This window comes from Rubripirellula obstinata, assembly GCF_001642955.1.
Lineage (GTDB): Bacteria > Planctomycetota > Planctomycetia > Pirellulales > Pirellulaceae > Rubripirellula > Rubripirellula obstinata.
Map to the genome: position 1 here is coordinate 1 of NZ_LWSK01000082.1, position 24642 is coordinate 24642.

Sequence of the window (24642 nt, forward strand, 5' to 3'; positions counted from 1 at the left end):
GCAAATTGCCGTAACTCGCTATGGCTCGCTACGGCCTACTTGCTGGCGATCAGGGAATGGTGACCATTGCCGGTGTTCACTGAGACGTGTCGAAACTCAATCATGCAAGTGCCGCAGTCGGATCCTCGGTCACCAACTGCACGTCAAGATGACCGCCGGCGCTGTGGTAGAGCGAGTAGGTGACGGGGACCAAGTACAGCACGATTGCGGTGGCGAACAGTTCGCCGAATGCGATGCTGGTTGCCATCGGGATTAAGATCTGTGCTTGAATCGATGTTTCCAGCAAGATGGGAATTAGGCCACCGATGGTGGTGATGGTGGTTAGCATCACTGGGCGGAATCTTCGTGAACCTGATTCTGCGATCGCTTGGTTCACGGGAACGCCTTCACGAACTTTCGCGTTGATAAAGTCAATCAGGACAATCGAATCATTCACAACGATGCCCGTCAGTGCGATGATTCCGTAAAAGCTGAATAACGTCAGCGGCAATCCCATCACCAGGTGGCCGATCGCGGCACCGAGAGCGCCAAACGGGATGATTAACATCACCAACAGCGGCTGGAACGACGACTTGAATTCGATCGCTAACAAGATGTACATCACCAGCAACGCGATAAAGAAACCGTTGAACAAACTGCCAAACGATTCCGTGCGTCGTTCTTGTTGACCTTCCCAGCGAACTCGCAGTGCAGGGTATTCGGCAAGCAAATCGGGCAAGAACGATGCCTTCAAGTCGGTCACGATTTCATCAGCGTTACCGACGTCTTCGTCTAGGTCCGATGAAACGGTGATCGCACGCGATTGGTCGATACGATTGATCTCTGCATAACTGCGGACCACATCAATTTCAGCCAACTCGGTAATCGGACGCTCAACCCCATCGCTTAAACGGATCCGAACTTCGTCGAAATTGGAAAGCGATCGACGATCTTCGCGCGGATAGGTCACCATGATTTTGACTTCATGGCGGCCACGTTGGACTCGCATCACCTCGGCACCGTAATAGGCCGCACGAACAGTTTCCGCTAAGTCGGCGGTGCGAACGCCCATCGCAAAGGCTTCGGGTTTGATTCGAAATCGGTATTCCCATTTACCGGGCACCGAATCGTCTTGAATATCAGAAACACCGGGATACTTGGCCAGTTGTTTCTTACACGCTTCGACCGCTGCATTGAGTTGATCAAGTTGATCAGACGGTCCGAGCAGTTTGAATTCCAGTGGCGTGCCACCGGGACCAAACGAACGGGTGCCAAGATTAAATTCTTCCGTGCCAGCGATCGTCCCAACCGCGTCGCGCCAACGTTTGACGATATCGCTGCTCAATACACCGCGGTCTTCGGCCTTGATCAATTCCACTTCGACGCTGCCACGGTGCCCGCCGGGCCCACCCGGCGTTGCCCCGCGACTCGACACCGACGCACCGACCACTCGATAGGAACTCTGGGCGATCGGCGTCCCCTCGTCTTCGTATTCAGCCGCCACTTGCCAAAACGCGTCCTCGCATCGCTTTGTTGCAGTCATCGCCGCTGCTTCTGGCGTCCCATCAGGGAACGTCACGTTCGCGGTTAAAGTATTGCCATCCACCTTGGGAAAGAAACTCAACTGCAAGACACCTGATCGCTTCAAACCGAACATCAAAATCAGCGAAGCCACGCACATCGCCATCACGATCGAACGGTTACCAAGACTCCATAGCAGCGACGGCCGATAGACCGCAGCGATGTACCGATTCAACGCCTTGGTCGCGACCCGATTGGCGATCCCCGCAGGAATCAGCAACCAACGAAACGCAAAAAAGACCACGTTGAAAAATCGAAACAGCAGGCTTTCTTTATGAGCCAAGTGACATGGCAAGATCGTCACGCATTCAATCAACGATACGAACAGCATCGCGATGATTGCGGCGGGCATCACTGCGGTAAACTTCCCCATCGTCCCGGCAACGAACAGCAACGGTGAAAACGCCACCACCGTCGTCAGCACCGCGGTCAAGACCGATGGAATTACCTCGACTGTTCCGTCAATGGCTGCTTGGATATAGGGCTTACCCATTTGACGGTGGGCAAAAATGTTTTCACCGACCACGATCGCATCATCGACCACGATGCCCAGCGCCATCACGAACGCAAACATCGAAATCTGATTGAGCGTTTGTCCCGTTGCATACAAGAACACTCCAGACGCCAACAGCGCAAACGGAATCCCCAGTGAAACCCAGAACGCCAGTTTCGGATCCAAAAACAGCATCAACAGGACAAAGACAATCACCAGTCCTTGAAACCCATTGCTGATCAACAGATCCAATCGGCCACGAACTTCGATCGATTCGTCACCCCAAGTCATCAACTCGTAACCAGGCGGCAATTCCGCAGCCGCGATCACTTCCTTGACCGCATCGATCATGGTGAACAAATCATCGGACGTGCTTCGTTGAACCGACATTGCCAATGCCGGTTTTCCGTTGATAAAGTTGAACGCAGTCGTGTCGGCAAATTCGTCGCGAACGATCGCCAGATCGCCAACTGTCAACACACCGCCACCAGGTTCGGAAACCAGCGGCAATTCGGCCAAATCTTCGCCATTGCTGCGTCGATTGTTGCCACGCAGCAGAACCTCTTGCGACCGACTGCGAATCGTACCGGCTGGCAATTCTTGATTTTCACGGCGAATTGCGTCCGCCGCTTCGTTGAGCGTCATGCCGTGGCTGCGAAGATTCTCTTCGGAAATTTCAATGTCAATCTGGTAATCGCGAGCAGCCAGAAAGCTAACCTCGGCAACTTCCGGAATCGCCAGCAAGTCATCGCGGACCCGCTCGGCGACTTCACGAAGCTGAAGCTCCGCTTCAACTGTTAGTTTTTCCGCAGCACTAAACTTCCCATCTGCTACTTCGGCTTGGGGCCCGATGATACCGACGCTGATCGAAGCTCGCCGCCTTGAATCCACGGAAATCTGCGGCTCTTCTGCTTCCAGCGGGAAACTGGGAATGCGGTCTACTTCACTTCGCACTTCATCGAGAACCCGATCAGCGGAACGTCCGCCTGGTGTCAATTCTAACCGCACACTGCACATTCCTTCTTGCGCGGTGGTCGTGATCTTCTTGATGCCCTCGATCGAACGCACCGCTTCTTCGATCTTCTGTGCGACGCCAAGTTCGACCTCCTCGGGTGCCGCACCGGGGTAGGGCACCGCCACCGTGATCCGGTCCAGGTCAAATTCGGGGAATGATTCGCGGTTCATCCGCCTTAGGCAGAGCCAACCGACGACCATCATGGCGACCATGCAAAGATTCAGCGCCGAATGATTCAAAATCGATGATCGAACGATCGCTTTCACTGCGTAGGTTCCAATGTTGGAGAGGTAGCGCTTGGTTTGCCGGTCGGCATTGCTCCCACTGGAACCGTTTGCCTGGCAGCTTCTTGCACCTGAATCCCATCGACAGGAGACGCCAATGGCGAAACAACGATCGCGTCCCCAGCGACCAGACCACCGGACTGCTGATAGGCGATCACGTCATTTCCCGCCGATGTAGCAACCGTGATGACTTTCCTTTTCAGTTTTCCATCATTCACGGTCCAGACGATGCCGCCCGGCCCGACGGCTCGGGCAGGAATTCGCACCAACGCAATGGGTGGCTTCGCGTTGACAATCACGTTGACAAACATACCGCTCATCAACGTCGGCGGTTGAGAAACCCGTTGCATTGGCCCAGTCGCGTCTGCACCATCGCCGGATGGCATCACGGTCACCGATTCAGGATTTTCGACATGGATACGGCAAGGGATCATGCGTGTTTGCGGATCGACGCCGGCACCGTCGTAGCGGTCGATCACGCCTTGCCATGCATAGCGAACGCCGCCAAGTTGGTAAGTGACGGTGACGGGGGTTTCAGGGAAGTGATAAACATTGTCACGGTCAGCCGTCGTCTGATCCGCCATTGAGTTGGCGTCAAATCCGGCCTGACTTTGCCGAAGCCAGTTCATTTGCTTTGCGTACAGTTTGCAGGTCACATCCAACCGAGCGCTGTCTTGCAGCGTGACCATTTCAGTCCCAGTTTGAACATAGCTGTCTTGTTCAACATTGTCAGCAACAACGACTGCATCGATGGGCGATCGGATCTCAGTTCGACGCAGCGAAAGCTCGGCCCGATCCAGATTCGCTTCCCCCAACTCCTTTGCACTTTTCAAGCGAATCCTTCGCCGACCAATCAACTGCTTTTCGTCCAACAGCGTTTGCAGAGCATTGCGAGTGTTTAATTCAGCCCGCCGCGCGGTGTCGGCTTCAGACTCTGAACCGGCGCGACGCTTCAGCAAGTCCTCGATCCGACGAAGTTGACGGACTTCAATCACCAGCTCTTTTCTGGCCGCTTCGATTCGGTTTTCGACACTCGAAAGTTCAGCATCCAGTTCCCCGATACTGGCATCGGCTTGGCTAAGCTCTTCTTTCAAACGCCGGACTTCCAATTCATAGTCGGCGGGATCAATCTTCATCAGCAAATCGCCTTTCTTGACGACGCGTCCAAGACGACATTGATTCGACTTCATCACGACCTGACCGCTGACCTGAGCCGCCAAGTTGATTTGCCGGTACGGCACGACCACGCCATCGACATCAAACTCGATCCCGCCACGATGATCGACAGCGATCACGGTCTCGACGTTCGGCAAAGCGGACCGCTCGGGCTTTCGCTTTCTAGCCTTGTTTTCGCCCAGCATGATAAACCCGACAACGGCAGCTCCCACGATCAAGATCGAAAACACGGTGCGTAGGATTGGCTGGGTCGTTTTCATAAAACTGGAAACTGCGGAAATACAAATGGTATCGGCGGGTAATCTGCACGCCCCTCGAACGTGCTGAACGTTCCATAACTTAGTTACATGCAAGTTTAGTTACACGCAAAGGCCTTGTTTGCAACACGACGCCGTGAAGGGTTTCCAAACCGTTTAACCGCGTGGGCATCGCCCCGCGCGTCCATGCGGGGCGAAACGCGCGGGGCGATGCCCACGCGGCTAAACGAACTAATCCGTGTTTTCCGGGACCAATACTCTTCACGGCGTTGAGTGCAACACCGGCCAGACGCACAGGTTCCGAAAAATATAGCTAGAATGCCGAACGAAGACTCGTGGTCGGCTCGAACGGGCGAGTCGCACTTTTCTAACGTTAAAGGAACCAAAAATGGATGCTGCACGAATTCTGGGTGGCCTGCTGGCTAATCGCACGGGCCGAGCGCCGGGGAACGGCCAAATTCTCGGGCAAGTGCTTGGGGGAGTCGCCGCGATCACCCAAGCTGCGAACCAGGGCAATCGGTTCCCGCCATCTCATCACCAGCCCTTTGAACATCTCGTTCGTGATTCTGTTCAAAGACACCATCACCGCGGTGGACGGTTTCCCCAAGCCGCAGATCAATGGATCCGGAATCAACCCGTCAAGCGAGTCCCCGTACCGCACCACGATCATGGCCAGCACCACTCGGGCTGTAATTTCAATCAACGTGGTGAGCTGTTAATTACGGCGATGGTCATGGCGGCTCAGGCAGATGGGCAGCTCGACCAAGCAGAACAAGATCGCATCATTCAAGAACTACAACCACTCGATCGAAACGAGACCAATTTTTTGCGGCGGCAATTCAAAACCAGGCACAACATGGAAGCCTTCGTTCACGAGATCCCCAACGGAATGGAATACGAGGTCTACAGTATTTCTTTGATGGCGATCAATTTGGACACCAACGCCGAAGCACGCTACCTGCGAGCACTCGGCGAATGCATGCGATTGCAACCGCAAGAAGTGAACTCGATCCATCACCGCATGGGCGCACCGTTGTTGTACTAGATCACCGTGTGGACAAGCATGTCGTCCACTCGATCAATTGCCGAGCAACTCAGCATGCAGTTGCTTCGTCACCCGACAAGCCTGTTTGATCAGATTCGCATCCGTCAGTTCGCGAAGCGTGATTTCCGATGGATAGCCTTCGCTGATGATCTTGCAGAGTCGGTGATACTTTGAATCGTCCAAGCGTGCGGTCGTTCGCATTTCATCAACCTGATCGCTTGGCATCGGGACACGCAGTCGCAGGCAAGCTGGTCCACCACCGCCCGCCATGCTTTGATCTAAGTCAACGTAATGAACAGCCGAGAAAAAACCGCCACCGATCCATTGATCAACCAAAGACTTTGCCGCTGAACATTGCTGCACCTGGATTGGGCAAAAGACCACCGGTGCGCCATCGCTTGAAATGGGTGCAACGATTTGACTATTGAACAAGTAGCATTTGACCGCCTGATCGATTGGCAATTCCGATTCAGCGACCTCGATCCGAACCAGATCGTTACCGGGCATTTCTCTTGCCCGTCGTTCAACTCGCTGAACCATCCCGTCATCGTGGTAGGCAAATTGATGATGGATCCAGACGTTTGCGTGACTCATCGCGACGACATCGTTGTGAAATGCACCCGCGTCGATCGCGGCAGGATGCTGTTTTAAGAAGAACGTGTTGTCACCAATCAACTGATGTCGCCGAGCAATGGCCTGGCATGCAAGACGAGTCTGCCTGGGCCAGTGCTTCATCGGTAATGGTGATTCATCACCGTAAACGAACAAGTTAATCCCAGGCGTTTCACCAAAAAACAATCGCATGTGGTTCGCCGCCCCCTCGTCTCGCATCGCGGCACCGCCGGGGATTGCGGATTGCACCGAAATCGACTGTGGCAGGATTTCCCTCAGGTCGATTTCGGTTTGATCCGGTTCAATCGAACGATGGAGGCTGGCGGACAGGTTTGCGATGCTGGCGGTTGACAGATTGGACGTTGAATCGATTGCGGGCGTCACCGTCGCTGCGTTAGCTGTCCACATCGCGGAACAACTCATCGCAGCGGAGAACACATGCGGGGCTTCTTGAAAAGCGTGCTGCGGATCGTTGAAACCCAATTTGCGAACTAGTTCTAAATCGGGGCGAGGTTGTGGCGGCAGCACATACTGCGGCACCCCCAAGTCTGCCACCTGCTTCATTTTCTGTAACCCCTGAATCGCCGCCGCCTTGGGATTGGAAACATTGCCAGCGTGCTGAGCTGACGCCAAATTGCCGACACCCAACCCACCAAAATGATGAGTGGGGCCAACCAAACGATCGATCTGAATTTCAATCAAGTTCATGCTTTGGGGTTCCAGAAATCAGTTTTTGCTAACGCATCCGTTTCGATCGATGATACCGGTTCATTGCAGAAATCGACCGCGAAGAAGCCGGCTGGCCGATGGTTGCCGCTGTGCCCGCGTCCGCCGAACGGCAAGTTCCCCGCGGCTCCCGTCGTGGGACCATTCCAGTTGACCACCCCGGCACCGACCTGGTCCACCAACCGCTGAAAGTCATCGCAGGTTCCACCGAGCAATGACGCGGCCAGCCCATACGGCGTGCGACTGGCGACCTGAAACGCGTCTTCCAAGTTGGCTGCTTCCACAACAGCTAACAACGGCCCAAACCATTCCATCGCTCCCAGGGCATCTGTCTGCTCGGATGAAAGTTCAGTCGCATCAACGATGGCGGGACTGACCAAACTTGGGTGACCAGGATCGATCGAAAGCGGAACGATCGCACGACAGCCCATCGCGATCAAATCATCGTAAGTTTGTTTTAGCGAGGCTGCTGCATCGGCGGACACCAGCGGGCCAAGTTGCGGTGGTGGATCATTATCTGGCATCCCAACCTTTAACGACAAAGTCTTTTCGACGAGTGCTGAAAATTGCTGTTCCGTGTTTACTCCTTCGACAAAAACAGCTCGTCTTGCGCACGTGCATCTTTGGCCTGACGACACGAACGCTGAATAGGAAACATGGTTGGCGACGGACGCCGGGTCAGCCGTTGCATCCACCACGATTGGGTTATTGCCGCCAAGTTCCAGAGCCAATAAGACCTCGGGCCGTCCGGCTAATTGACGATGAATCGACTGTCCCGCGGTTCGGCTGCCTGTCAAGAAAACGGCTGCGACTTCAGGGCGATCAATCGCCGCCTGGGCAACCTCGATGCCGCCGACGATCATTTGCAAAACACCGCTGGGCAGCCCCGCCGCCGACCACGCCTCGGTCATCCATGCTCCTACGGCAGTCGATTGATCACTTGGTTTGAAGACAACACTGTTGCCCGCCAACAGTGCTGGAATGATCTGGCCGCCGGGCAGGTGAAGCGGAAAATTAAACGGCCCCAGCACCAAGGTGACGCCGAGCGGGCTGTATCGAATCCGGCGAACAGGATCCGCGTCAGCACCATGGTTTGGTGTGACGATGGTTTCGCTTCGACGGTCGCTGAGCGCCTCAATCGACCATTTCACCTTGGCGATCGATGCAGAAACTTCGCCCGCCGCTTCGCTGGGCAACTTGCCAGTTTCGCTGGTAATCAGGGATGCAATTTCGCCTTTTCGCTGCTGAAGAATTTCGGCATATCGGCGAACAATCGCGATTCTGGCGTCGATAGATTGCTGTTTCCAACGGTCCGCAGCGACCGCGGAAGATGCAAAAACATCGCCAATCACTGCATTTGAGGTTGTTTCGCCTGTCCAAAGCGTTTGCCCATTGATTGGGCTGATGCTGGTGAAATTTGCAGAATTATTTTTCGAGTTCATCCGTCCCCCTTCCAAAACGTGACCTAGGTTTCCAGTAGATCAGGCGTTCATTTTAGGCACCTGACTTACTACTCGGAATCTACCTCTCGGAGTCTATCAGAGATGAAACGAAACAAGAAAAAAGGCTTTTCGCTTTTGGAAGTCATCGCGGCTGTCGTTATTTTGGCCGTCGTCGCAGCAGCAACCGTTGCTACCGTCGCACCGATGAAAAAGAAGAGCGAAGACAAGCTTGATGTTCAACAAGTTGCCACGCTGAACGCGATGACCCAAACGTACTTCCTTGAAATGGGACGTTACCCAACCAACGTCATTCAATTGGCTCGTGCCGACTACTTGCCCTACACCACTCGTGAAGAACGAGTTCGTGTCAACGCAATGCGTACCAAGTACAACTACGTTCCAACGACGGGCATCTTCACCGTCAAGCCGTAAGTCATTCCGAGAGTTTGACTCCGACTGATCTCGCTTATGCATGAGGCACCGCTGAAACGCGAGTGCCTGATGCGAAGCGAGATTTTTCGATAGGTACTTCACCGGCGTCACCACTGGCGAAGTTTTCCGTAGCTGATCCCGCCAGGGTTCAGTCCGCTGGATTCCGCCTACCAGACCCAAGCGAGCTGGTCCCGCCAGGGTTCAGTTACCACATTCGATGATCACGTATTGCCTCACTGACAACCCATGAAACCTTCGTTCCAACCACTCGCTTACAACGTCAAACGAACCGGCATCGCCCGTCGGCGTGCGGTCACGTTGATCGAAGCGATTGCGGTCATCTTGCTGCTTTCGGCTGCGGCAGCGACCAGCATGATTTACTTGGACAACGATTTCTTGGCTCGGCGAACCGCGTCCGCGGCGACGATTCAGGTCGGCGAAGTTTTGCAACTTGCTCGCAACACAGCGATCTCGAATCAAACCTATGTGCGTGTCAGTCGTGGATCAACGGAACTGAAAATACATCAAGAAGCTGGTCCCATCGAACCTGAACGGACTTGGCTAATTGAACTGCCAGCCGGTACCAAGATCGATGGCTCGGCGAGCGAGATCATCTTCAAGCCCGTTGGTTCGGCCAATCGCGATCTCAGTTGGGGCGTGTACCACGGTGACGCCTACGGCAAAGTAAACGTCTCGCCCGTCAGCGGAAACGTCCAATGGAGCACTCCCTGATGCAAACATTTCAAAACGCGCTGCGAAAGAAAACCAAGGCTCGCCGAGGCGCAACGATGATCGACGTGATCGCCGGATCAATGATCATGTCAGCGCTGCTAATTCCATCGGCGCATTTGATCAATGAATCACGATCCAACACACACCGTTTGAACGTTCGACAATCGTTGCTTGACGATGCCGAGCAAGTGATCGAAGCGACCAAGATCGGCTTGTCCGAACCGATTGCCTTTTCCAAAGCCTATTCCGGCGGAATTGACACCGTCAATAAACACACCACGGCCTACGGCCCTTTTTCGGTTGCCCGCACACGCGTCACACCCGACAAGTCGATCCTGCCCGCCGAACTGGTCACGATCGTGGTCGATGTGTGGCATGACGATGATAGTGACGGCCGACTTGATACCGGCGAAGCGTCGGCCACCTTGCGCACTCAGTTCGCGGCCCCTTAAGCAAAACTTTGTTCATGAATCATTCCAGCGACAACGCCGACCAAGATCGGCCCGGCAATCGACGTGATGGCATCAGCCTGATCGAAGTGATTGCGTGCATGGCGATCGTTGGAATCATGATGGTCCCGATTTCGTCCGTGATGCGGTCGTCACGGCAAGCCGTCACCCATGCTGAAAGCCGAAGCCCCGAGACCGATCTTCGCGACGGATCACGCTGGCTTCGACGTTTGATTCAAGACAACACCTTGGTTGAAACTCATTCCGATGTTGTCGTGCTGAAATTGAATACAGGCGACTACGTCAAAATCTATGCGACCAACGATGAACTGGTCATGGACAACGGCAAAGAAGCGGTCGTATTAATGACCGACGTGCTGGGCGCGGAGTTTGGTGAAATCAAACAGGCCACTGCACCGGGCAACGTGATTGGTGTGAAGATGGCGATTTATGTGCTGGATCCAACAACCGGCAACAAGAAGAACCTGACCAGTGTTGTTTCCATTCCGACTCAGTTTTGATGGACCATGTGATGAATTTCCAAGAGAATTTCCAACATCAAAAACGGATCAGAAACGCGGGTTCGCGCACCGGTTCGCTGTTGCTGCTTTGCACTTTGGCTGCCGTCACGCTATCGCTAGGCGGCCTAGCAATTCTGCAAAGTCATTCACGACATTTGGCGATGACCAAGTCGACCGAATCCTCCGTGCAAGCTCGCATGGCTTCCGATGCACTGATGCAACGGGCGGTCGCACAATTGCGGATTGATCCCACTGCGAAACTGATGCTTGTCGATAAAGAATCGCCGCTTCGCAGTGCCTATGGCGAGGTTGTTCCGATTTCCAGAACACAAAGCCAAGTCAACATCTTTCTGTACAAAGGCGCAAAAGTGCCGGTGATCTCGCGGATCATCGACACTGAAAAATTGACTAGCAAAAGCAAGGAAGCGTCTAGCTCGACAAGGTCCACACCAACAAGTTCGATGCGGACCTTATCTCGCTGAGAGTTTAGCTTAGACGCTCACAAAAAACTTTCACCTTCTCTTGCTTACGTTAAGCGGTGACGCGCTTGCGTACACGCCTACGTGAGACAACCCCGACCGCGATCAAACCCAGCAAGCATGCACTGCTTGGCTCTGGGATGACCGTCGCGCCGATCGAAAGATTCAAAGGCAGGTTGTTTCCTTCATTACCGAATGCGGAAGAAGAGCCAAAATACGGAATCCCACCCGCACTGAAGTCGCTGATGCCGGCACCCGAAAAGACGAGTGAACCAGCAAGGGTAACGATATCTGGATCGGTAAACGAAATGTCGGTATCAATCCCGATTCCGAACCTTTCGATGCCGTCCACCCCGCTGTCACCATCGTCAAAGTATCCTTGAACGATGTTAGCGGTAGTGATCGTTCCGGTTGCAGCAGACTCGTGGGTCAGTGTTGCAGATCCTGAAACAAGGGTTAGCAACGGAGTTGCCGAATCAACGCGTGGGGGAGCAGCAACCGAGGTGAAATTGTCAAAACCTCCCCACATTCCAACGGGTTCTTGTTCCAGGATAACACCTGAACTACTAAAGAAACCAAACCCTTCTGCAACAACTTCGCCGCTGAACGTCCAGACGACCTCGTTGGACGACGGCCCCTCGGTAACCTCAGCCAACAACGCTGCCTTCGCCGCCATCGGCGAACAAACAGCAAGAGCCCCAACCAACAAAACCAAACTTGAAATTCTACGAATCATTCGAATCACCTTCGTACGCATGGAAACTTACATAAGTTGCCTCGTGCGACACACACGCGGCGGTTTAACCCCGCTACCCGATGAGTTTCACACGCTGGTTGAGATGATTTTTCAGAAGTTGTTTCAGCGAACCTCTTGATCGCTGCTGAGTTGCACGCTTACTGGTTCGCGACAGCTCATTTTGCAACCCAGATGGTCCAATGATCGGCCCTAAATAAAAATTTGAAGAACATGATTTTTAAGATCAGAACAAGGAGGGGGTTGGCACCCACATGCGCATCCATGCAGTTCATTCGCTGCATTCAGGCAAGGCTTAAAACGTGTAAAAGCTAAACCTTGATTCGAAAGAGTGTTGCAAGCGTCATCGAATGAGCTGTTAAACAAAATGAAGTTTTCGCAAAAAAATTGCGAGACACTAGGGCGTCCGATTTAAAGCTAGCGAGCGGTCTTGGTAGAGCGAGATGCCTTAACGATTCAAGCGCGATCGAACTCTCAGAAATCTATTCGACGATTGGAAAGATCGGATCAGATTCAGTGTGAAACTCTACGGAGAAACACATGAAAGATTGGCCAGAAACGAACGACAGCTTGATTGCGAGAGTGAAAAACCTTTCGGATGCAGATTCGTGGACAACGTTCATGGACATCTACCGACCAGCGGTCTACCGAATGGCTCGAGAGCGGGGCATTCAACATGCGGATGCTGAAGATCTCGCGCAGCAAGTTTTTGTTTCCGTGTCGAAGGCAATTGAGAACTGGGTTCCTGCGCCCGATCAGCCGCCTTTCCGTGCTTGGTTGATTCGCATCACCAAGAATCGAATCATTAATGCGTTGTCACGGAAGAAGCCGGACATTGGATCGGGGTTAACTGGCGTCGTTGAGATTTTGGACGCCGTCCCAGGAGATTTCACGGCGGTCGAAACCGAGGTCAACCGCGAAACCCACGCCGAGGCGATGCGTTGGGCCACTCGTCAGATTCGTGACGAGTTCACCGATGTGACTTGGAAGATGTTTTCGGAAACTGCGATCGAATCACGTCCGGTCGCGGAGGTCGCGAAACGTTATGGCAAAAGTGTTGGTGCCGTTTACATGGCTCGCTTCCGTGTGATGCAGCGTCTGAAGGAAAAGACGCTTGAGCTGTCTGATCTTTGGAGTGAATCAAAATGAAACCATCCACCGATTGTTTGGACCTTTCTCGAATCGAAGCTTTGATCAGCGGTGATCTTTCCTCGCCGGCTTTGAAGGCAGTGGAAGCACACCTGTCCGTTTGTGAGACGTGTCGGATGCAACTTGAAGCCACCATCGGATCAGGTGATTGGTGGGGGAACGCGAGCGAATGGCTGCAGGATGAAATTGATCCACAATCGGTCGAAGATCGCGGATTGAATATCGATGGCATGGATGACGATGACGCGGCGGAAGAGAATAGTCGCAATCCAATTATTACAGAGCTGCTGGATTTGTTGGCTCCGACAGAGTATCCCGACATGTTGGGGCGACTCGGGCCCTACGAGATCGCTGGCGTACTTGGGCATGGTGGAATGGGCGGCGTTTTCAGGGCGTTCGATCGTTCTTTGCACCGCTTCGTTGCGATCAAGATGATGCTTCCGCACTTGGCGGTTTCAGCGGCAAGCCGAGCACGCTTTGCTCGCGAAGCCAAAGCGATCGCGGCGGTTGTCGATGACCACGTAATGGCTGTTCACGGCGTTGATCAATGGAAGTCAGTTCCATATTTTGTGATGCCGCTGTTGCGAGGCGAATCGTTGCGAACGCGGTTAGACGATCACGGAACCCTGGGCATTCGCGAGGCGCTTCGCATTTCGATGCAAGCAGCAAAGGGGCTGGCGGCTTCACACGCACAGGGAATCGTTCACCGCGACGTCAAACCCGCCAACATCTTCTTAGATGGCGAAACGGATCGCGCTCAGTTGATGGACTTTGGGATCGCGGTCGCGCTGGACGATCCAAGCTTGACCAAGACTGGTTTGTTGGCTGGCACGCCCCAATTCATGTCGCCTGAACAGGCCCGTGGCGAGACCGTCACCGCGAGCTCGGATCTGTTCAGCTTGGGAACGGTCATTTATTCGATGTGTACCGGGCGAGCACCGTTTCATGCTGAAACGGCGTATGGCGTACTTCGCTTGATCACCGACAAGCCGGCGCGTCCCATGCAAGAACTCAATCCGGATGTTCCCGCGTGGCTAGATGACATCGTTTCTAAGCTGATGGCAAAAGAACCGGTGGATCGATTTGAATCAGCACGCGAAGTGGCTGACTTATTGCAAGGGTGCTTGGCCCACGTTCAGCAGCCCACCTCGGTCGCGTTGCCAGTCGCACTGGAAACCATCCGACAAACCGATCATCGGTTGATTGATCGCACGCGAGTTTCCACGACTTGGCTGGTCGCAGTGTTGGGTTTTATCTTGCTGGTGATTTTGGGTGCAGCGAACTTTTTTGCAATTCGTGAGTCACCGTCTTACGTTCATCGAGTTGAAATGATTCCCCACCAGATCGTGGTCGATGGCCTAGACCGATTGTCAGTCGATCAACTTTGGAACCAGTGGAAAGAAATGCCGGTCGGTAGCTCGCAAGAGCTTCGCGCCCAGCGGCGGTTGCTTGAAGTCTATCAAGACGAAATAGGCAATCCGTCCGACCGCAATCACCTTAGACTGCGTCGTCAATGGGCAACGGAGATCATGCCATTGGTGACCAGTGGTGTCCCAAGCAGCAAGGCGGACTTCTTGCTTTTGTTCCTACAACCGCTCGATCCAAGTATGCGTTCGCACTTGGAAATCCCGCCTTTGGACAAGATCCCGCCAAGTGCAAACGGCGCTGAGTATCCATTTGATTCCGCTGTCAGCGATTTGGGTAACAGCTACGCGGCAACCAGCGGATGGGACGTCCACACGGCGCTTGCCATGGCCTTGGGGCGATCCGGTCGTCACACCGACGCTGAACTGGTGATCAACAATTTGGTCGATCAGATCCATGCCAGCATGGAAGTACATGGAAGCGAGAAAGAGGTTCAATACCTTGGATACTACCAACCGATCCGAGCCGCACTGAATTGGTCTTATTTTTATCGTGCGACGATTGAGAACATGGCAGTTCAAACACTGGAGAAAAACCTCCAAGACAACATCAGTACCCCAGCAACACAATGAGATTGGATCATTGAGTCACCACTGTTGATCCATCACACCATTCGCCTTTTCTGTTTTCCCGAGCACTGATTCCATGCCGCGATCCATGTCCAAAAAAAACAAACGCCGAGTGGCTTCGCTAGCCTTTTTCGCTTTTAGCTTTTGCATCTTCGCGTGCGTTAGTTTTGCGATTGAGCCCAAGTTGCAAAGCCTGTCAGAGATTCCGGACAAAGATTCTTTGCAGGTTGCCGCTGACAAATTCCTAGCGGTGTTTGAAATCGATGGTGACGATTTCATTGCGAAGGTTGTTCGTGATGAGCAGGCGGCAACGCTGGGGCTCTACGGTTGGCAAAGAATTGAAACCCTATTCCCGCTCGAGTATCGGAATGAACTAGTTCAGTTCAATGTTCTGGACGGAAAACGTTGGGCGGGCTTCTTCAGCGGCGATGGGGCCAATGATGTTGATCGCAAGGGATACCGATTGTCGATCGCAAAGTTCTTGTTGCTGAAGGAAAGCAATCGTCACAACCCGTCTCGCAGCATTACGCCCCGACGCGAAACGCTCGACTGGACTCTGGTTCACGAAATGGGTCACTACCTGTGTTTGCGTAGCGATTCGATCGAGCAATTTTCGCAAGTGTTTGATGGCGATTCAAAACCGCAACCTCGGCGGCGTGAAGAACCCGACGACTACGCCAAAGATGGTTCGCCAAAATTGAAGGGCGATTTTGTGACGTCGTATGCAGAGCGAACCGGCGGTGATGAAGAAGTGGTCGAGTGTTTTACGACTTACATGTTGGTCGCAAATCTACCAACGAATGATTCACTGGTAGCTGAAAAAATTCGCTTCTTTGACGACGTTGAAGGAATGCCCGAATTGCGGGAACACATCCAAAAGTACAAGGCGGAAGAATGAGTTGTTTTACCGAATTTGATGTTCGATATCTGTTTGCTGTTCAATTTTCCAAGGGAAGAGGTTTGTCATGACGAAACGAAATACCAAGGGTTTTACCCTCGTCGAACTGTTGGTGGTCATCGCCATCATTGGTGTCTTGGTGGGGCTGTTATTGCCAGCGGTGCAGGCGGCACGCGAAGCCGCACGAAGAATGAGTTGCAGTAACAACTTCAAGCAGATTGGGTTGGCGATTCACAATTACCATAGCGCGTTTAAACAGTTGCCCGAACAAGGCGCAGGTTTCTCGGACATTGGCAATGATGTTTCGGGTGGTTCGTGGGCTCAGTCAGAGATTTCTTCGCAGCGAAACTTGAGTGCGTTGGTGGGTCTGCTGCCTTTCATCGAACAGCAGGCACTTTGGGAACAGATTGCTAATCCGATGGGAACCAACGCGGACGGGACGATACGACCTGTTCCGTGGCCACAAATGGGGCCGACGCCGTTTCGGCAATTCAATTACCGACCATGGGTGACCGAAGTTCCTTCGTTCCGATGCCCGAGTGATCCCGGTGTTGGGTTGCCCGCGATGGGGCGAACCAATTACGGCGTTTGCATGGGTGACACCACACACCGATTCTTTCTGTGGGGGCCGTACAACGACGTTCTAGAATTGGATACGGGTCACGTTGCACATCTTCGCGCATCCGCCAGAGGTGTGTTTGTTCCGCGAACCAAAACCGCATTCCGCGACATTTTGGACGGGCTGTCAAACACCATTATGATGGGGGAATTTGCGACCGGGTTGGGCGACAATGACGTCCGAACTCAACCACTGAACTGGGCAGACCCCGACGGATCGGACGATGATATCCTGTTCGACAACCCTAGTTTCTGTCAGGGATTTACCAGTCCGTTGCGACCGCGATTTTGGTCTGATGGTGCAGATGGTGGTACCGCTCCATCGCGAGTCGCCAGTGCCAGTTTCTTGCGAGGTTTTTCCTGGTCTGACCGAAACTACCTCAACACGACCATGAACACGATCTTGCCGCCCAACAGCGTCACCTGCCTACGGAGCAATTCCAGCGATTCGGGAATCCTGCCGCCCAGCAGTCAGCACCAAGGCGGTGTTCACATCCTAATGGGCGATGGTGCGGTTCGGTTCGTGACCGATTCCATCGAAGCCGGTGCAGCGACCAACGGTGGCGTCGGCCTAGACCAAATCGGGCCGAGGACGCCAGGATCACGAAGCCCTTATGGCCTTTGGGGTTCGCTTGGATCGCGTGCAAGTCGCGAAGTCATCGATGGTGAATTCTAGTGGTCTGTGACCACTAAGTTTCAAGGCCAGCTTTCACGTAGGGCCGGGTTGTCGATTTAATCGATACACCGACGGCAATCGTGAACCGCTGGCCGTAAGGCCTCGGGCAATGCGATAGGGCCCGGCCGCTTACGCGCCTGCGGCTCACGAAATCAACAAACCGAGGGCCGGTGTTAGCGGCCTTTAATTTTCAATTGTTTTTTCAAACCAAGGATTCAAGATGATTCGCCTGATTTGTTTTTCCCCCATGCTGGTCCTTCTTCTGATGATGGGCGGCTGCAGTTCTGAGCCAGTCGTGATTGAAGCCACACCGGAACAGCAAGAAATCTACAAAGCTGAGTACGAGAAAGAGATGCAGCGACAGTGATTCATCTCGGAGATAAAAATGACGTGCGCCCGAAATGGTCGCTCGTCATTCATGGTGGTGCGACCACTGTAATGGATTTGGACGAAGCGAAAACGGATCAGTATCATCGCGGCTTACGCATCGCTCTTGATGCGGGCCGCAGTGTGCTTTGCAACGGCGGCAGCGCGATTGATGCGGTGCAAGCGGCGGTGGTGTTGCTGGAAGACGATTCCGTTTTTAACGCGGGACGTGGATCGGTGGTTCGACTCGATGGCTCTTTCGAGCTGGACGCGTGCTTGATGGATGGACTGACCGGCAACTCCGGTGCAGTTGCATCGGTGAAACGGTTGGCGAATCCGATTTTGGCTGCGAGGCATGTTTTGCAGGATGAACATCATCGCCTGCTTGCCGGAACAGGCGCAGAACAATTCGCGATCAATCATGGTTGCGAACCGGTTTCGCAGGATTACTTTCTGGACCATCAACAAATCGAACATTCCGAGCGTCCAAGTTTGGGCACGGTTGGCGCGGTCGCTATGGACGTTTTCGGCAACCTAGCGGCTGGGACTTCCACGGGCGGCGTTACGCGTTGCCTGCCCGGACGCATTGGTGATTCACCGGTCATTGGTGCTGGTACCTACGCCGAAAACAGTTCAATCGCGGTCAGTGCGACGGGGTTCGGTGAACGGTTTCTTCGTCACTCTGCCGCGGCGCAAGTCGCTTGGATGATCAAGCACCTTGGTTGCTCACCACAACAAGCCGTCGAATCGGTTTTGAATGATATCCTTCCCGCTCAGTCGGGAGGTATGATTGGGGTTGGAGCCGCCGGTGAAATCGTCATGCATGCGACCACGAAATGGATGCGTCGTGGTTGGGCGACCAGTGATGGTGACGTTGCCACCGCTTTGGAATACTGATCGAGACTCTCTTTTGTCCGCAAAACACTCATCCAACGAAAATCTAATGACACGACTTCTGTGCCTGCTTGTTCTTTGCGCCGTGCCGCTACACCATGCCGTTTCGCAACCGCTGCCGACCGCTGGCGTGACTGATCCAATGACGCCCCTTTCGGGTTCATTGATGTTGGCCGGGAAAGCTGACTTATCCAACGTGACGTTAAGAACGTTTGCGTGGTTGGCGGGGGAGCAAGAAGGGAATCTTGTGATTGTGACGAACGGTGACCAATCGGTTGACGCCGGACCCTGGCAACGCGCGATGGGGAAAGTGACCGTTCTGGAAATAAACGATGCATCGCAAGCCGAATCTGACGAAACGATCATGGCGATTGCCGATGCGACTGGAATTTGGTTCGCTTGCGATGTGACTTCGGTGGCATTGGAAACATGCTTCACCAAAGAACTTGGTGAAGCGTTCCAGAACGGTGCCGCGGTCGGTGGTCACGGTTCAGGTGCAGAGTGTCTGGGCGAACAAATTTTTAACGATGATCAAATGCGTCCTGGTTTTGGACTGTTACCGCATTCCTGCGTGCGAACGATGGGCGATGACGAAAGTGCAACCAAGATCGGTGACGGCCAAGCGAATCTGGTGCATTGGGAAATTCCGCCGTCTGGTGTTTTAGTCATGCACGACGGACGCAAGGTTGCGGTGATCGGCGAAGCGGAAATCACCGCGCGGGTGCCTGCTGCCAATGGCTGGGCTGAACGTGTCGAGACCTTCGGCGCACGCGTCGTCGCACTCCCATTCACGACCGACCTGGTGTCCTGGACTCGATCAGCCCAATCTCGGACCCGTCCGGTGTTTCCCCCCACCAATCCGCCTGCGGTCGAAGTCCCTTCGGGAACATTGATCCTGATCGGCGGTGGCGGAAGTACCGACGACATGTGGGATCGATTCATTGATTCCGCAGGCGGAACCGACGCTAATTTTGTTTGCATTCCCCAGTCCAATGATTCTTTTAGTTCAAGAAAGCTTCGCGATCGGGGATGCAAGAATGTGACGGTTCTATTCAGCGACGAAGACCTGCGATCTAAGGCCGAATCCGACGAGGAGTTTTTAGAACCACTTAAAAACGCCGACGCTGTTTTCCTGGGTGGCGGTCGCACGTATCGATTCATGGACGCCTACCAACACACGACCGCGCATCGTTTGATGATGGATGTGCTGAAGCGTGGTGGCGTGATCGCCGGCACTTCCGCAGGTGCCCAAATCCAAGGCGATTTTCTAGTACGAGGCGACCCGCGAACCAACCAAACGCTTTGGTATCCCGGCAACGATACTGGTTTTGCATTTTTGCGTGGCGTCATCGTGGACGTTCACTTTGCCGAACGCGGTCGCGAAGAAACGCTTCCCGCCCTTTTGAATCAGCACCCGCAAATGTTGGGCATTGGGATCGATGAAGCAACCGCGATTGTGGTCACTGGTCAAAAAGCCGAAGTCCTGGGCCGAGGTTCCGCATGGTTCTATGATTCAGTGGACCGCGACGATCCCAAACCGCGCGTCCCCGTCGTTCTGCAAACCGGACAAGCCTACGATTTAAAAGCTCGTAAGACGCTGCCGTAGTGTTACTAGTGGCTTGTCTCAGCTAAGAATTAGGGTGTGCCGTAGTGGATCTTGTTAAAGATCCTCTCGCGATAGGATCTTTAACAAGATCCACTACCCTAAAATTAAGCTGTGACAGACCACTAGCGATCGCGTTTATTGCCCTGGTGTTTCTTCCTTCTTTGCCATCTCTTCAATCGCCAGCTTTAATTGTTTGCGGGCGCGGTTGAGTCGGCTGCGGACGGTGCCGATGGAGATCACCAGAATCTCGGCGATGACTTCGTAGGAATGGTCTTCCATTTCTCGCAGAACAAGAATGCAGCGATGTTCTTCGGTCAATGTGTCGAGCGCTGCGCGGACCATCTCAACGCGTTCCTGTTGCAGTAGTCGCTCGTCGACGTCGTCATCTTCGCCGGCGATTTCTAAACCATTTTCTTCGCGGCAATAATCCAGCGAGATGCGAGCTCGTTTGCGACGTTTTCGTGTCAGCGCCGTATTGAACGCGATCCGATACAGCCAGGTAAAGAACTGACTTTGGCGTTGGAAGGTATCCAGTTTTAAGAAGGCCCGGATGAACGCTTCCTGGACCACTTCCTCGGCTTCGTCGGGTGAACCGGTGACTTGCAGCATCGATGCAAACAGGCGGTCTTGATGATCGGTCACTAATTGCGTGAACGCAGTACGGTCGCCCGTTAATGCTGCGTCGATCAACTGAGACTCTTCCGCCACGACCGGTTGTACCCCAAAATGCTAAATCGCTGAATCAAACAAAGGTCCGTGGGCTCAGTTTATCAGCCTGGTTTGGAAACGCAGGGATCAAATCTGGGTTAATTCAATTCACTCTGGCCCGGCTGCCCGTGAAGATGCCGTTGAAGATAGCCGGCTCGTTTGACATTTCGGTCCGAAGTCCCAAGCAGACCACCGTGCAGTTTCTGCAAATGTGCAGGTTGAGTGTGGATAAACAGCTTGTTGATCGTGGCAACTTCGACATCGCTGATCAGCCCCAAATTGACTCCCATGCGTACCTTTGACAGATAGTGCATGGTTTCTTCGCTGCTGATTTTCTTGGCCGTACTCAAGATCCCCAACGCCCGGCTAACGTCGTCATGCAGGTCTTTTTCGCCTTTGCCCATCAAAAAATCGCGAGCTTTCCGCTCGTATTGAATGATGTCCGGCACCACCTTTTCACCCACCAACGACACCAGATCTTCTTCGCTGTGCCCCAGCGTCACTTGATTGCTGACTTGGTAGAAATCCCCGGTGTACTGTGAACCTTCGCCGTACAAACCACGCACCGTGACATTGATACGTTGCATGCTGCGGAACACTTTTTCGATCTGCTGCGTGATCACCAACGCAGGCAGGTGCAACATGACGCTGACGCGCAGCCCGGTGCCAACATTGGTCGGACACGCGGTCAGGTATCCGTATTGCGGGTTGTAGGCATACAGGACCGCGGATTCGAGCTGGTCATCCAACCGATTGATCTGTTTCCACGCCGAGATCAGGTCCAGGCCGCTGTGCATGACCTGGATTCGCAGATGGTCCTCTTCGTTGACCATGATGCTGTACTGTTCATGCGGGTCGATCGCCACGCCTCGCGATCCGTCTGCGTCGGCGATTTCGCGGCTGATCAATTGGCGTTCGACCAAGAACTGACGATCGATTTCGGATAGTGAATCGATGTCAACGTAATTGATGTCGTCCCATTGATCGATTTGTTCCATTCGCGAACGCACGGTTCGCTCGATGCTGAGCCGATCTTCGTCGCTACAGCGGCGAATGAATGGAAAGTCGGCCAGATTGCGGGCGAGGCGAATTCGGCTGCTGATCACGATGTCGGATTCAGGACCGGTTCCGCGTAGCCATTCGCCGGGCGTGTTGGCGAGTTTCGAGAAATCAACGTCGCTTTTCACGAGCTGGACGCTCCCGAATCCGAATCATTCTCGGAGAGATCGTTTTGGGCTGAATCCTGATTTTCGGCGGCGTCAGCTTTGCCAGCGGCTTCCTCTTCCATCCGCTTCAGTTCGTCCCTGATCTCGGAAGCACGTTCGTAGTTTTCACTTTCGATCGCTTCTTCCATTTCTCGTCTTAGTTGAATCATTTGAGCTTGATTGTCGGCGGACGCAGCAGCGCGACGAGGTTGTTTCCCCACGTGCTGAAGCGAATCATGGATGTTGGTTAAAAGCGGCGTCAAATCCGCTTCGAAGTGTTTGTAATCGTAAGGGCATCCGAGACGACCGGTGCTGCGAAATTCAAAGAAACTAATTCCGCAAACCGGGCATTCTTTTTGGTCCAATTCGGCGAGTTCAGCCTTAGTTTGGCCAAGATTCAACTGTTTCGCCAAGGCACCAGCGATCGACGCGGCGGGGCTGCCCTGGTCCTTGTGCAGAAAAGACCGAGCGTGCTCTTCGCACAGATGCATCACGCTGGGGCCGCCCGGTTCGGTCAGCTCGGTGATATGAAACGTCGCCGGTTTCTCGCAGTATTGACATTTCATGCTATTTTTCCCGACGCTGAATCACACATCTAACCCGTGGGTCGGATTCTATCGCTGAGCATTGAAGTGTCAACGTAAGTGCCCGGTACAAGTCCCACTGCAAGTCCCATTGCAAGTCCCCACTGCAAGTCCCCACCGCAAGTCCCCACCGCAAGTCCCCCCTACGCGCCCTCGTTGCTTGCAAGCAAACTGGATCAAAAGAAAATGTCCTCCGCGGATTTCCATGATGCATCTGCCTGATGAAAAAACATTTGCCAAACTGGCTGTCGAAAACGATTTCGTTCCAGTCTTCCGGCGGTTGCTCAGCGATACGCTCACGCCGGTGACCGCATTTCGGCTGCTCGATGACGGTGGACCTGCGTGTTTGTTTGAAAGTGTCATCGGTGGCGAAAAGGTCGGGCGATACAGTTTCCTTGCATCGAGACCGACCCAGCGTTTTTCGGCCAAAGGATCCCAAGTCCACTGGACCACCGAACTGGACACCAACAAACCGGAAATTCAAACAAGCACTGCTGACGATCCGCTGGATGAATTCCGCGGGCATTTTCATTACCGAGTCGCCGAGATTGATGGGTTGCCGCCGTTCATCGGTGGAGCGATCGGCTACGCCGGTTATGACGTCGTTCGCTATGTCGAAAAACTTCCCGACCACGGCAGCGATGATCGTAAGCTTCCCGATTTGGATTTTGCGTTCTATCACACGCTGTGCGTTTTCGACCACGTTGCCAAAACGATCACCGTCGTCACGCTGGCGGATTGCCGATCGGTCAACAATCCCGCTGACGCCAAAGCGGTGTACCAAGACGCAGTTGCCTCGGTCGATCAAACAGTCAAAAAGCTATCCGGTTCGGCAACTGAAAAACCGGCCGAGTGGAATCCTGATCAATGGCGTCAATCAAGTTCGCTGGAGGTGACATCGAACTTCACTCAAGACGAATTCGAAGACGCGGTTCGCCAGTGCGTTGAATACATCCGCGCCGGTGACATTTTCCAAGTCGTTCCAAGCCAACGTTTGTCAGTCCAAAGCGACGTTGATCCGTTGGAAGTGTATCGATCGCTGCGAGTTGTGAACCCAAGTCCGTTCATGTTTTTTGTTCGCACGCCCGAGTGCGTGCTGGTCGGATGTTCGCCCGAGATCATGTGCCGCGTTGAAAACAATGTCGTCACGGTCAGACCGTTGGCGGGAACTCGTCGGCGCGGTGAAAACGCCAAGGAAGACAAAGCACTTGAACTAGAACTGTTGGCCGATCCCAAAGAACGGGCCGAGCATGTGATGTTGGTCGATCTTGGTCGAAACGATGTTGGCCGAGTCGCCGAGTTTGGTTCGATTGAATTGACCGAAGTAATGGTGGTGGAACGTTACAGCCACGTGATGCACATCAGCAGCGAAGTCCAAGGCAAACTTCGCGAAGGCCTCGACGCGTTCGATGCGTTAAAGGCAGCGTTGCCTGCGGGAACCGTTTCGGGAGCACCAAAAGTTCGCGCGATGGAAGTCATCGATTCCATCGAACCACATCGACGTGGGCCCTACGGCGGAGCGGTCGGATACATTGATTACCGCGGCAACATGGACACCTGCATCGCCCTGCGAACGATGGTCGTGCAAAACGGCAAGTTCGATGTCCAAGCCGGCTGCGGCGTAGTCGCCGACAGCGATCCAACCGCCGAGTACCAAGAAACATTGAACAAGGCGCAAGCGTTGATCTCAGCGATCGAGTTGACGGTTGCACGAATGGAAAAGGGTTAGCGAAGTTCCTGATCCACCACGAGGTTACGAAGTGCGGACTCTCCCGAGGGCTTCCAATTTTTTTGTCTTCAATTCAATTGGCTTTGAGTGCATCACCTGTGAACGTTCGTGAATAGTCCCGGCGGGACGGAAGCTCTCTGCCGGGGATGTAAATCCCCGGATGGCAGCGTTGTATCTCACTTTGATGTGGGGCAGCCATCAACGCCGTGAAGGGTTTCTGGACTGTTTAACCGCGTGG

The 24642-nt window shown here is 53.8% G+C and carries 22 protein-coding genes; 13 read left to right on the forward strand and 9 right to left on the reverse strand.

The window, feature by feature from the left end; all coding sequences use genetic code 11:
• Nucleotides 1-100: 100 nt before the first annotated feature.
• Together RC85_RS17775 and RC85_RS17780 are read right to left on the reverse strand one after the other, a co-directional pair.
• The gene (locus RC85_RS17775) at nucleotides 101-3334 is read right to left on the reverse strand and encodes an efflux RND transporter permease subunit (RefSeq protein WP_068265262.1); all 3234 of its coding nucleotides are present in this window, start codon (nucleotides 3332-3334) and stop codon (nucleotides 101-103) included.
• Complete coding sequence (locus RC85_RS17780) at nucleotides 3331-4788, reverse strand: efflux RND transporter periplasmic adaptor subunit (protein WP_068265264.1); 1458 nt, start codon at nucleotides 4786-4788, stop codon at nucleotides 3331-3333. The genes RC85_RS17775 and RC85_RS17780 overlap by 4 nt, the downstream gene beginning before the upstream one ends.
• Before the next feature lie 385 nt (nucleotides 4789-5173).
• Here RC85_RS17780 and RC85_RS17785 point away from each other — a divergent pair, with 385 nt between their 5' ends.
• Complete coding sequence (locus RC85_RS17785; protein ID WP_084422793.1) at nucleotides 5174-5830, forward strand: DUF533 domain-containing protein; 657 nt, start codon at nucleotides 5174-5176, stop codon at nucleotides 5828-5830.
• 33 nt (nucleotides 5831-5863) lie between these two features.
• On the opposite strand, the gene RC85_RS17790 is transcribed toward RC85_RS17785, so the two are convergent.
• Together RC85_RS17790 and RC85_RS17795 are read right to left on the reverse strand one after the other, a co-directional pair.
• Nucleotides 5864-7150 (reverse strand): N-succinylarginine dihydrolase, encoded by a 1287-nt coding sequence (locus RC85_RS17790; RefSeq protein ID WP_068265265.1) that lies wholly within the window; start codon nucleotides 7148-7150, stop codon nucleotides 5864-5866.
• Nucleotides 7147-8610, reverse strand: a complete 1464-nt coding sequence (locus RC85_RS17795) for an aldehyde dehydrogenase family protein (protein ID WP_068265266.1) — start codon at nucleotides 8608-8610, stop codon at nucleotides 7147-7149. The genes RC85_RS17790 and RC85_RS17795 overlap by 4 nt, the downstream gene beginning before the upstream one ends.
• Nucleotides 8611-8712: 102 nt before the next feature.
• Here RC85_RS17795 and RC85_RS17800 point away from each other — a divergent pair, with 102 nt between their 5' ends.
• From RC85_RS17800 to RC85_RS17820, 5 genes are all read left to right on the forward strand, one after another.
• Nucleotides 8713-9042, forward strand: coding sequence for a prepilin-type N-terminal cleavage/methylation domain-containing protein (locus tag RC85_RS17800; RefSeq protein ID WP_068265268.1), 330 nt, complete (start codon nucleotides 8713-8715; stop codon nucleotides 9040-9042).
• A 246-nt stretch (nucleotides 9043-9288) separates the two neighbouring features.
• The gene (locus RC85_RS17805) at nucleotides 9289-9774 is read left to right on the forward strand and encodes a pilus assembly FimT family protein (RefSeq protein ID WP_068265270.1); all 486 of its coding nucleotides are present in this window, start codon (nucleotides 9289-9291) and stop codon (nucleotides 9772-9774) included.
• The gene (locus tag RC85_RS17810) at nucleotides 9774-10226 is read left to right on the forward strand and encodes a hypothetical protein (protein ID WP_068265272.1); all 453 of its coding nucleotides are present in this window, start codon (nucleotides 9774-9776) and stop codon (nucleotides 10224-10226) included. Before RC85_RS17805 ends, RC85_RS17810 begins: the two co-directional genes overlap by 1 nt.
• A 14-nt stretch (nucleotides 10227-10240) precedes the next feature.
• Complete coding sequence (locus RC85_RS17815) at nucleotides 10241-10744, forward strand: type II secretion system protein (RefSeq protein ID WP_068265274.1); 504 nt, start codon at nucleotides 10241-10243, stop codon at nucleotides 10742-10744.
• A gap of 11 nt (nucleotides 10745-10755) precedes the next feature.
• Complete coding sequence (locus RC85_RS17820) at nucleotides 10756-11226, forward strand: hypothetical protein (protein WP_149752767.1); 471 nt, start codon at nucleotides 10756-10758, stop codon at nucleotides 11224-11226.
• Nucleotides 11227-11275: 49 nt separating this feature from the next.
• Here RC85_RS17820 and RC85_RS17825 read toward each other — a convergent pair whose 3' ends face one another.
• Nucleotides 11276-11959: a PEP-CTERM sorting domain-containing protein gene (locus tag RC85_RS17825; RefSeq protein ID WP_160148125.1), complete on the reverse strand. Its 684-nt coding sequence runs from the start codon at nucleotides 11957-11959 to the stop codon at nucleotides 11276-11278.
• Nucleotides 11960-12517: 558 nt separating this feature from the next.
• Between RC85_RS17825 and RC85_RS17830 the strand changes: the two genes are divergently transcribed.
• Nucleotides 12518-13126 carry an RNA polymerase sigma factor gene (locus RC85_RS17830; RefSeq protein ID WP_068265279.1) on the forward strand — a complete coding sequence of 203 codons (609 nt, stop codon included), beginning with the start codon at nucleotides 12518-12520 and terminating at the stop codon, nucleotides 13124-13126.
• Complete coding sequence (locus RC85_RS17835; protein ID WP_068265280.1) at nucleotides 13123-15123, forward strand: serine/threonine-protein kinase; 2001 nt, start codon at nucleotides 13123-13125, stop codon at nucleotides 15121-15123. Before RC85_RS17830 ends, RC85_RS17835 begins: the two co-directional genes overlap by 4 nt.
• A 15-nt stretch (nucleotides 15124-15138) precedes the next feature.
• Here the strand turns inward: RC85_RS17835 and RC85_RS28880 are convergent, their stop codons facing one another.
• Nucleotides 15139-15270 carry a hypothetical protein gene (locus RC85_RS28880; RefSeq protein WP_261340477.1) on the reverse strand — a complete coding sequence of 44 codons (132 nt, stop codon included), beginning with the start codon at nucleotides 15268-15270 and terminating at the stop codon, nucleotides 15139-15141.
• Nucleotides 15271-15304: 34 nt separating this feature from the next.
• On the opposite strand from RC85_RS28880, the gene RC85_RS17840 reads away from it, so the two are divergent.
• The 4 genes from RC85_RS17840 (at nucleotide 15305) to RC85_RS17855 (ending at nucleotide 20178) form a co-directional block, all read left to right on the forward strand.
• Nucleotides 15305-16018: a hypothetical protein gene (locus tag RC85_RS17840; RefSeq protein WP_068265283.1), complete on the forward strand. Its 714-nt coding sequence runs from the start codon at nucleotides 15305-15307 to the stop codon at nucleotides 16016-16018.
• 67 nt (nucleotides 16019-16085) lie between these two features.
• Nucleotides 16086-17312: a DUF1559 domain-containing protein gene (locus tag RC85_RS17845; protein ID WP_068265285.1), complete on the forward strand. Its 1227-nt coding sequence runs from the start codon at nucleotides 16086-16088 to the stop codon at nucleotides 17310-17312.
• Between the two features lie 363 nt (nucleotides 17313-17675).
• Nucleotides 17676-18575, forward strand: a complete 900-nt coding sequence (locus RC85_RS17850) for an isoaspartyl peptidase/L-asparaginase family protein (RefSeq protein WP_200836763.1) — start codon at nucleotides 17676-17678, stop codon at nucleotides 18573-18575.
• A gap of 46 nt (nucleotides 18576-18621) precedes the next feature.
• The gene (locus tag RC85_RS17855) at nucleotides 18622-20178 is read left to right on the forward strand and encodes a Type 1 glutamine amidotransferase-like domain-containing protein (protein WP_068265288.1); all 1557 of its coding nucleotides are present in this window, start codon (nucleotides 18622-18624) and stop codon (nucleotides 20176-20178) included.
• Nucleotides 20179-20313: 135 nt separating this feature from the next.
• Here RC85_RS17855 and RC85_RS17860 read toward each other — a convergent pair whose 3' ends face one another.
• From RC85_RS17860 to RC85_RS17870, 3 genes are all read right to left on the reverse strand, one after another.
• Nucleotides 20314-20886 (reverse strand): RNA polymerase sigma factor, encoded by a 573-nt coding sequence (locus RC85_RS17860; RefSeq protein WP_068265290.1) that lies wholly within the window; start codon nucleotides 20884-20886, stop codon nucleotides 20314-20316.
• Between the two features lie 98 nt (nucleotides 20887-20984).
• Nucleotides 20985-22073, reverse strand: a complete 1089-nt coding sequence (locus tag RC85_RS17865) for a protein arginine kinase (RefSeq protein WP_068265292.1) — start codon at nucleotides 22071-22073, stop codon at nucleotides 20985-20987.
• Nucleotides 22070-22657, reverse strand: a complete 588-nt coding sequence (locus tag RC85_RS17870) for a UvrB/UvrC motif-containing protein (RefSeq protein ID WP_068265294.1) — start codon at nucleotides 22655-22657, stop codon at nucleotides 22070-22072. Before RC85_RS17870 ends, RC85_RS17865 begins: the two co-directional genes overlap by 4 nt.
• A 223-nt stretch (nucleotides 22658-22880) precedes the next feature.
• Between RC85_RS17870 and trpE the strand changes: the two genes are divergently transcribed.
• Nucleotides 22881-24404 carry an anthranilate synthase component I gene (trpE, locus tag RC85_RS17875; protein WP_068265295.1) on the forward strand — a complete coding sequence of 508 codons (1524 nt, stop codon included), beginning with the start codon at nucleotides 22881-22883 and terminating at the stop codon, nucleotides 24402-24404.
• The last annotated feature ends 238 nt before the right edge of the window (nucleotides 24405-24642 follow it).

What these genes read in the sequence shown, in the direction of transcription:
- RC85_RS17785 (WP_084422793.1), top strand. Translation starts at nt 5,174, where the DNA reads ATGGATGCTGCACGAATTCTGGGTGGCCTGCTGGCTAATCGCACGGGC.
- RC85_RS17780 (WP_068265264.1), bottom strand. Translation starts at nt 4,788, where the DNA reads ATGAAAACGACCCAGCCAATCCTACGCACCGTGTTTTCGATCTTGATC.
- RC85_RS17835 (WP_068265280.1), top strand. Translation starts at nt 13,123, where the DNA reads ATGAAACCATCCACCGATTGTTTGGACCTTTCTCGAATCGAAGCTTTG.
- RC85_RS17855 (WP_068265288.1), top strand. Translation starts at nt 18,622, where the DNA reads ATGACACGACTTCTGTGCCTGCTTGTTCTTTGCGCCGTGCCGCTACAC.
- RC85_RS17845 (WP_068265285.1), top strand. Translation starts at nt 16,086, where the DNA reads ATGACGAAACGAAATACCAAGGGTTTTACCCTCGTCGAACTGTTGGTG.
- RC85_RS17815 (WP_068265274.1), top strand. Translation starts at nt 10,241, where the DNA reads ATGAATCATTCCAGCGACAACGCCGACCAAGATCGGCCCGGCAATCGA.
- RC85_RS17825 (WP_160148125.1), bottom strand. Translation starts at nt 11,959, where the DNA reads ATGATTCGTAGAATTTCAAGTTTGGTTTTGTTGGTTGGGGCTCTTGCT.
- RC85_RS17810 (WP_068265272.1), top strand. Translation starts at nt 9,774, where the DNA reads ATGCAAACATTTCAAAACGCGCTGCGAAAGAAAACCAAGGCTCGCCGA.
- RC85_RS28880 (WP_261340477.1), bottom strand. Translation starts at nt 15,270, where the DNA reads ATGCAAAAGCTAAAAGCGAAAAAGGCTAGCGAAGCCACTCGGCGTTTG.
- RC85_RS17790 (WP_068265265.1), bottom strand. Translation starts at nt 7,150, where the DNA reads ATGAACTTGATTGAAATTCAGATCGATCGTTTGGTTGGCCCCACTCAT.
- RC85_RS17830 (WP_068265279.1), top strand. Translation starts at nt 12,518, where the DNA reads ATGAAAGATTGGCCAGAAACGAACGACAGCTTGATTGCGAGAGTGAAA.
- RC85_RS17795 (WP_068265266.1), bottom strand. Translation starts at nt 8,610, where the DNA reads ATGAACTCGAAAAATAATTCTGCAAATTTCACCAGCATCAGCCCAATC.
- RC85_RS17870 (WP_068265294.1), bottom strand. Translation starts at nt 22,657, where the DNA reads ATGAAATGTCAATACTGCGAGAAACCGGCGACGTTTCATATCACCGAG.
- RC85_RS17820 (WP_149752767.1), top strand. Translation starts at nt 10,756, where the DNA reads ATGAATTTCCAAGAGAATTTCCAACATCAAAAACGGATCAGAAACGCG.
- RC85_RS17800 (WP_068265268.1), top strand. Translation starts at nt 8,713, where the DNA reads ATGAAACGAAACAAGAAAAAAGGCTTTTCGCTTTTGGAAGTCATCGCG.
- trpE (WP_068265295.1), top strand. Translation starts at nt 22,881, where the DNA reads ATGATGCATCTGCCTGATGAAAAAACATTTGCCAAACTGGCTGTCGAA.
- RC85_RS17805 (WP_068265270.1), top strand. Translation starts at nt 9,289, where the DNA reads ATGAAACCTTCGTTCCAACCACTCGCTTACAACGTCAAACGAACCGGC.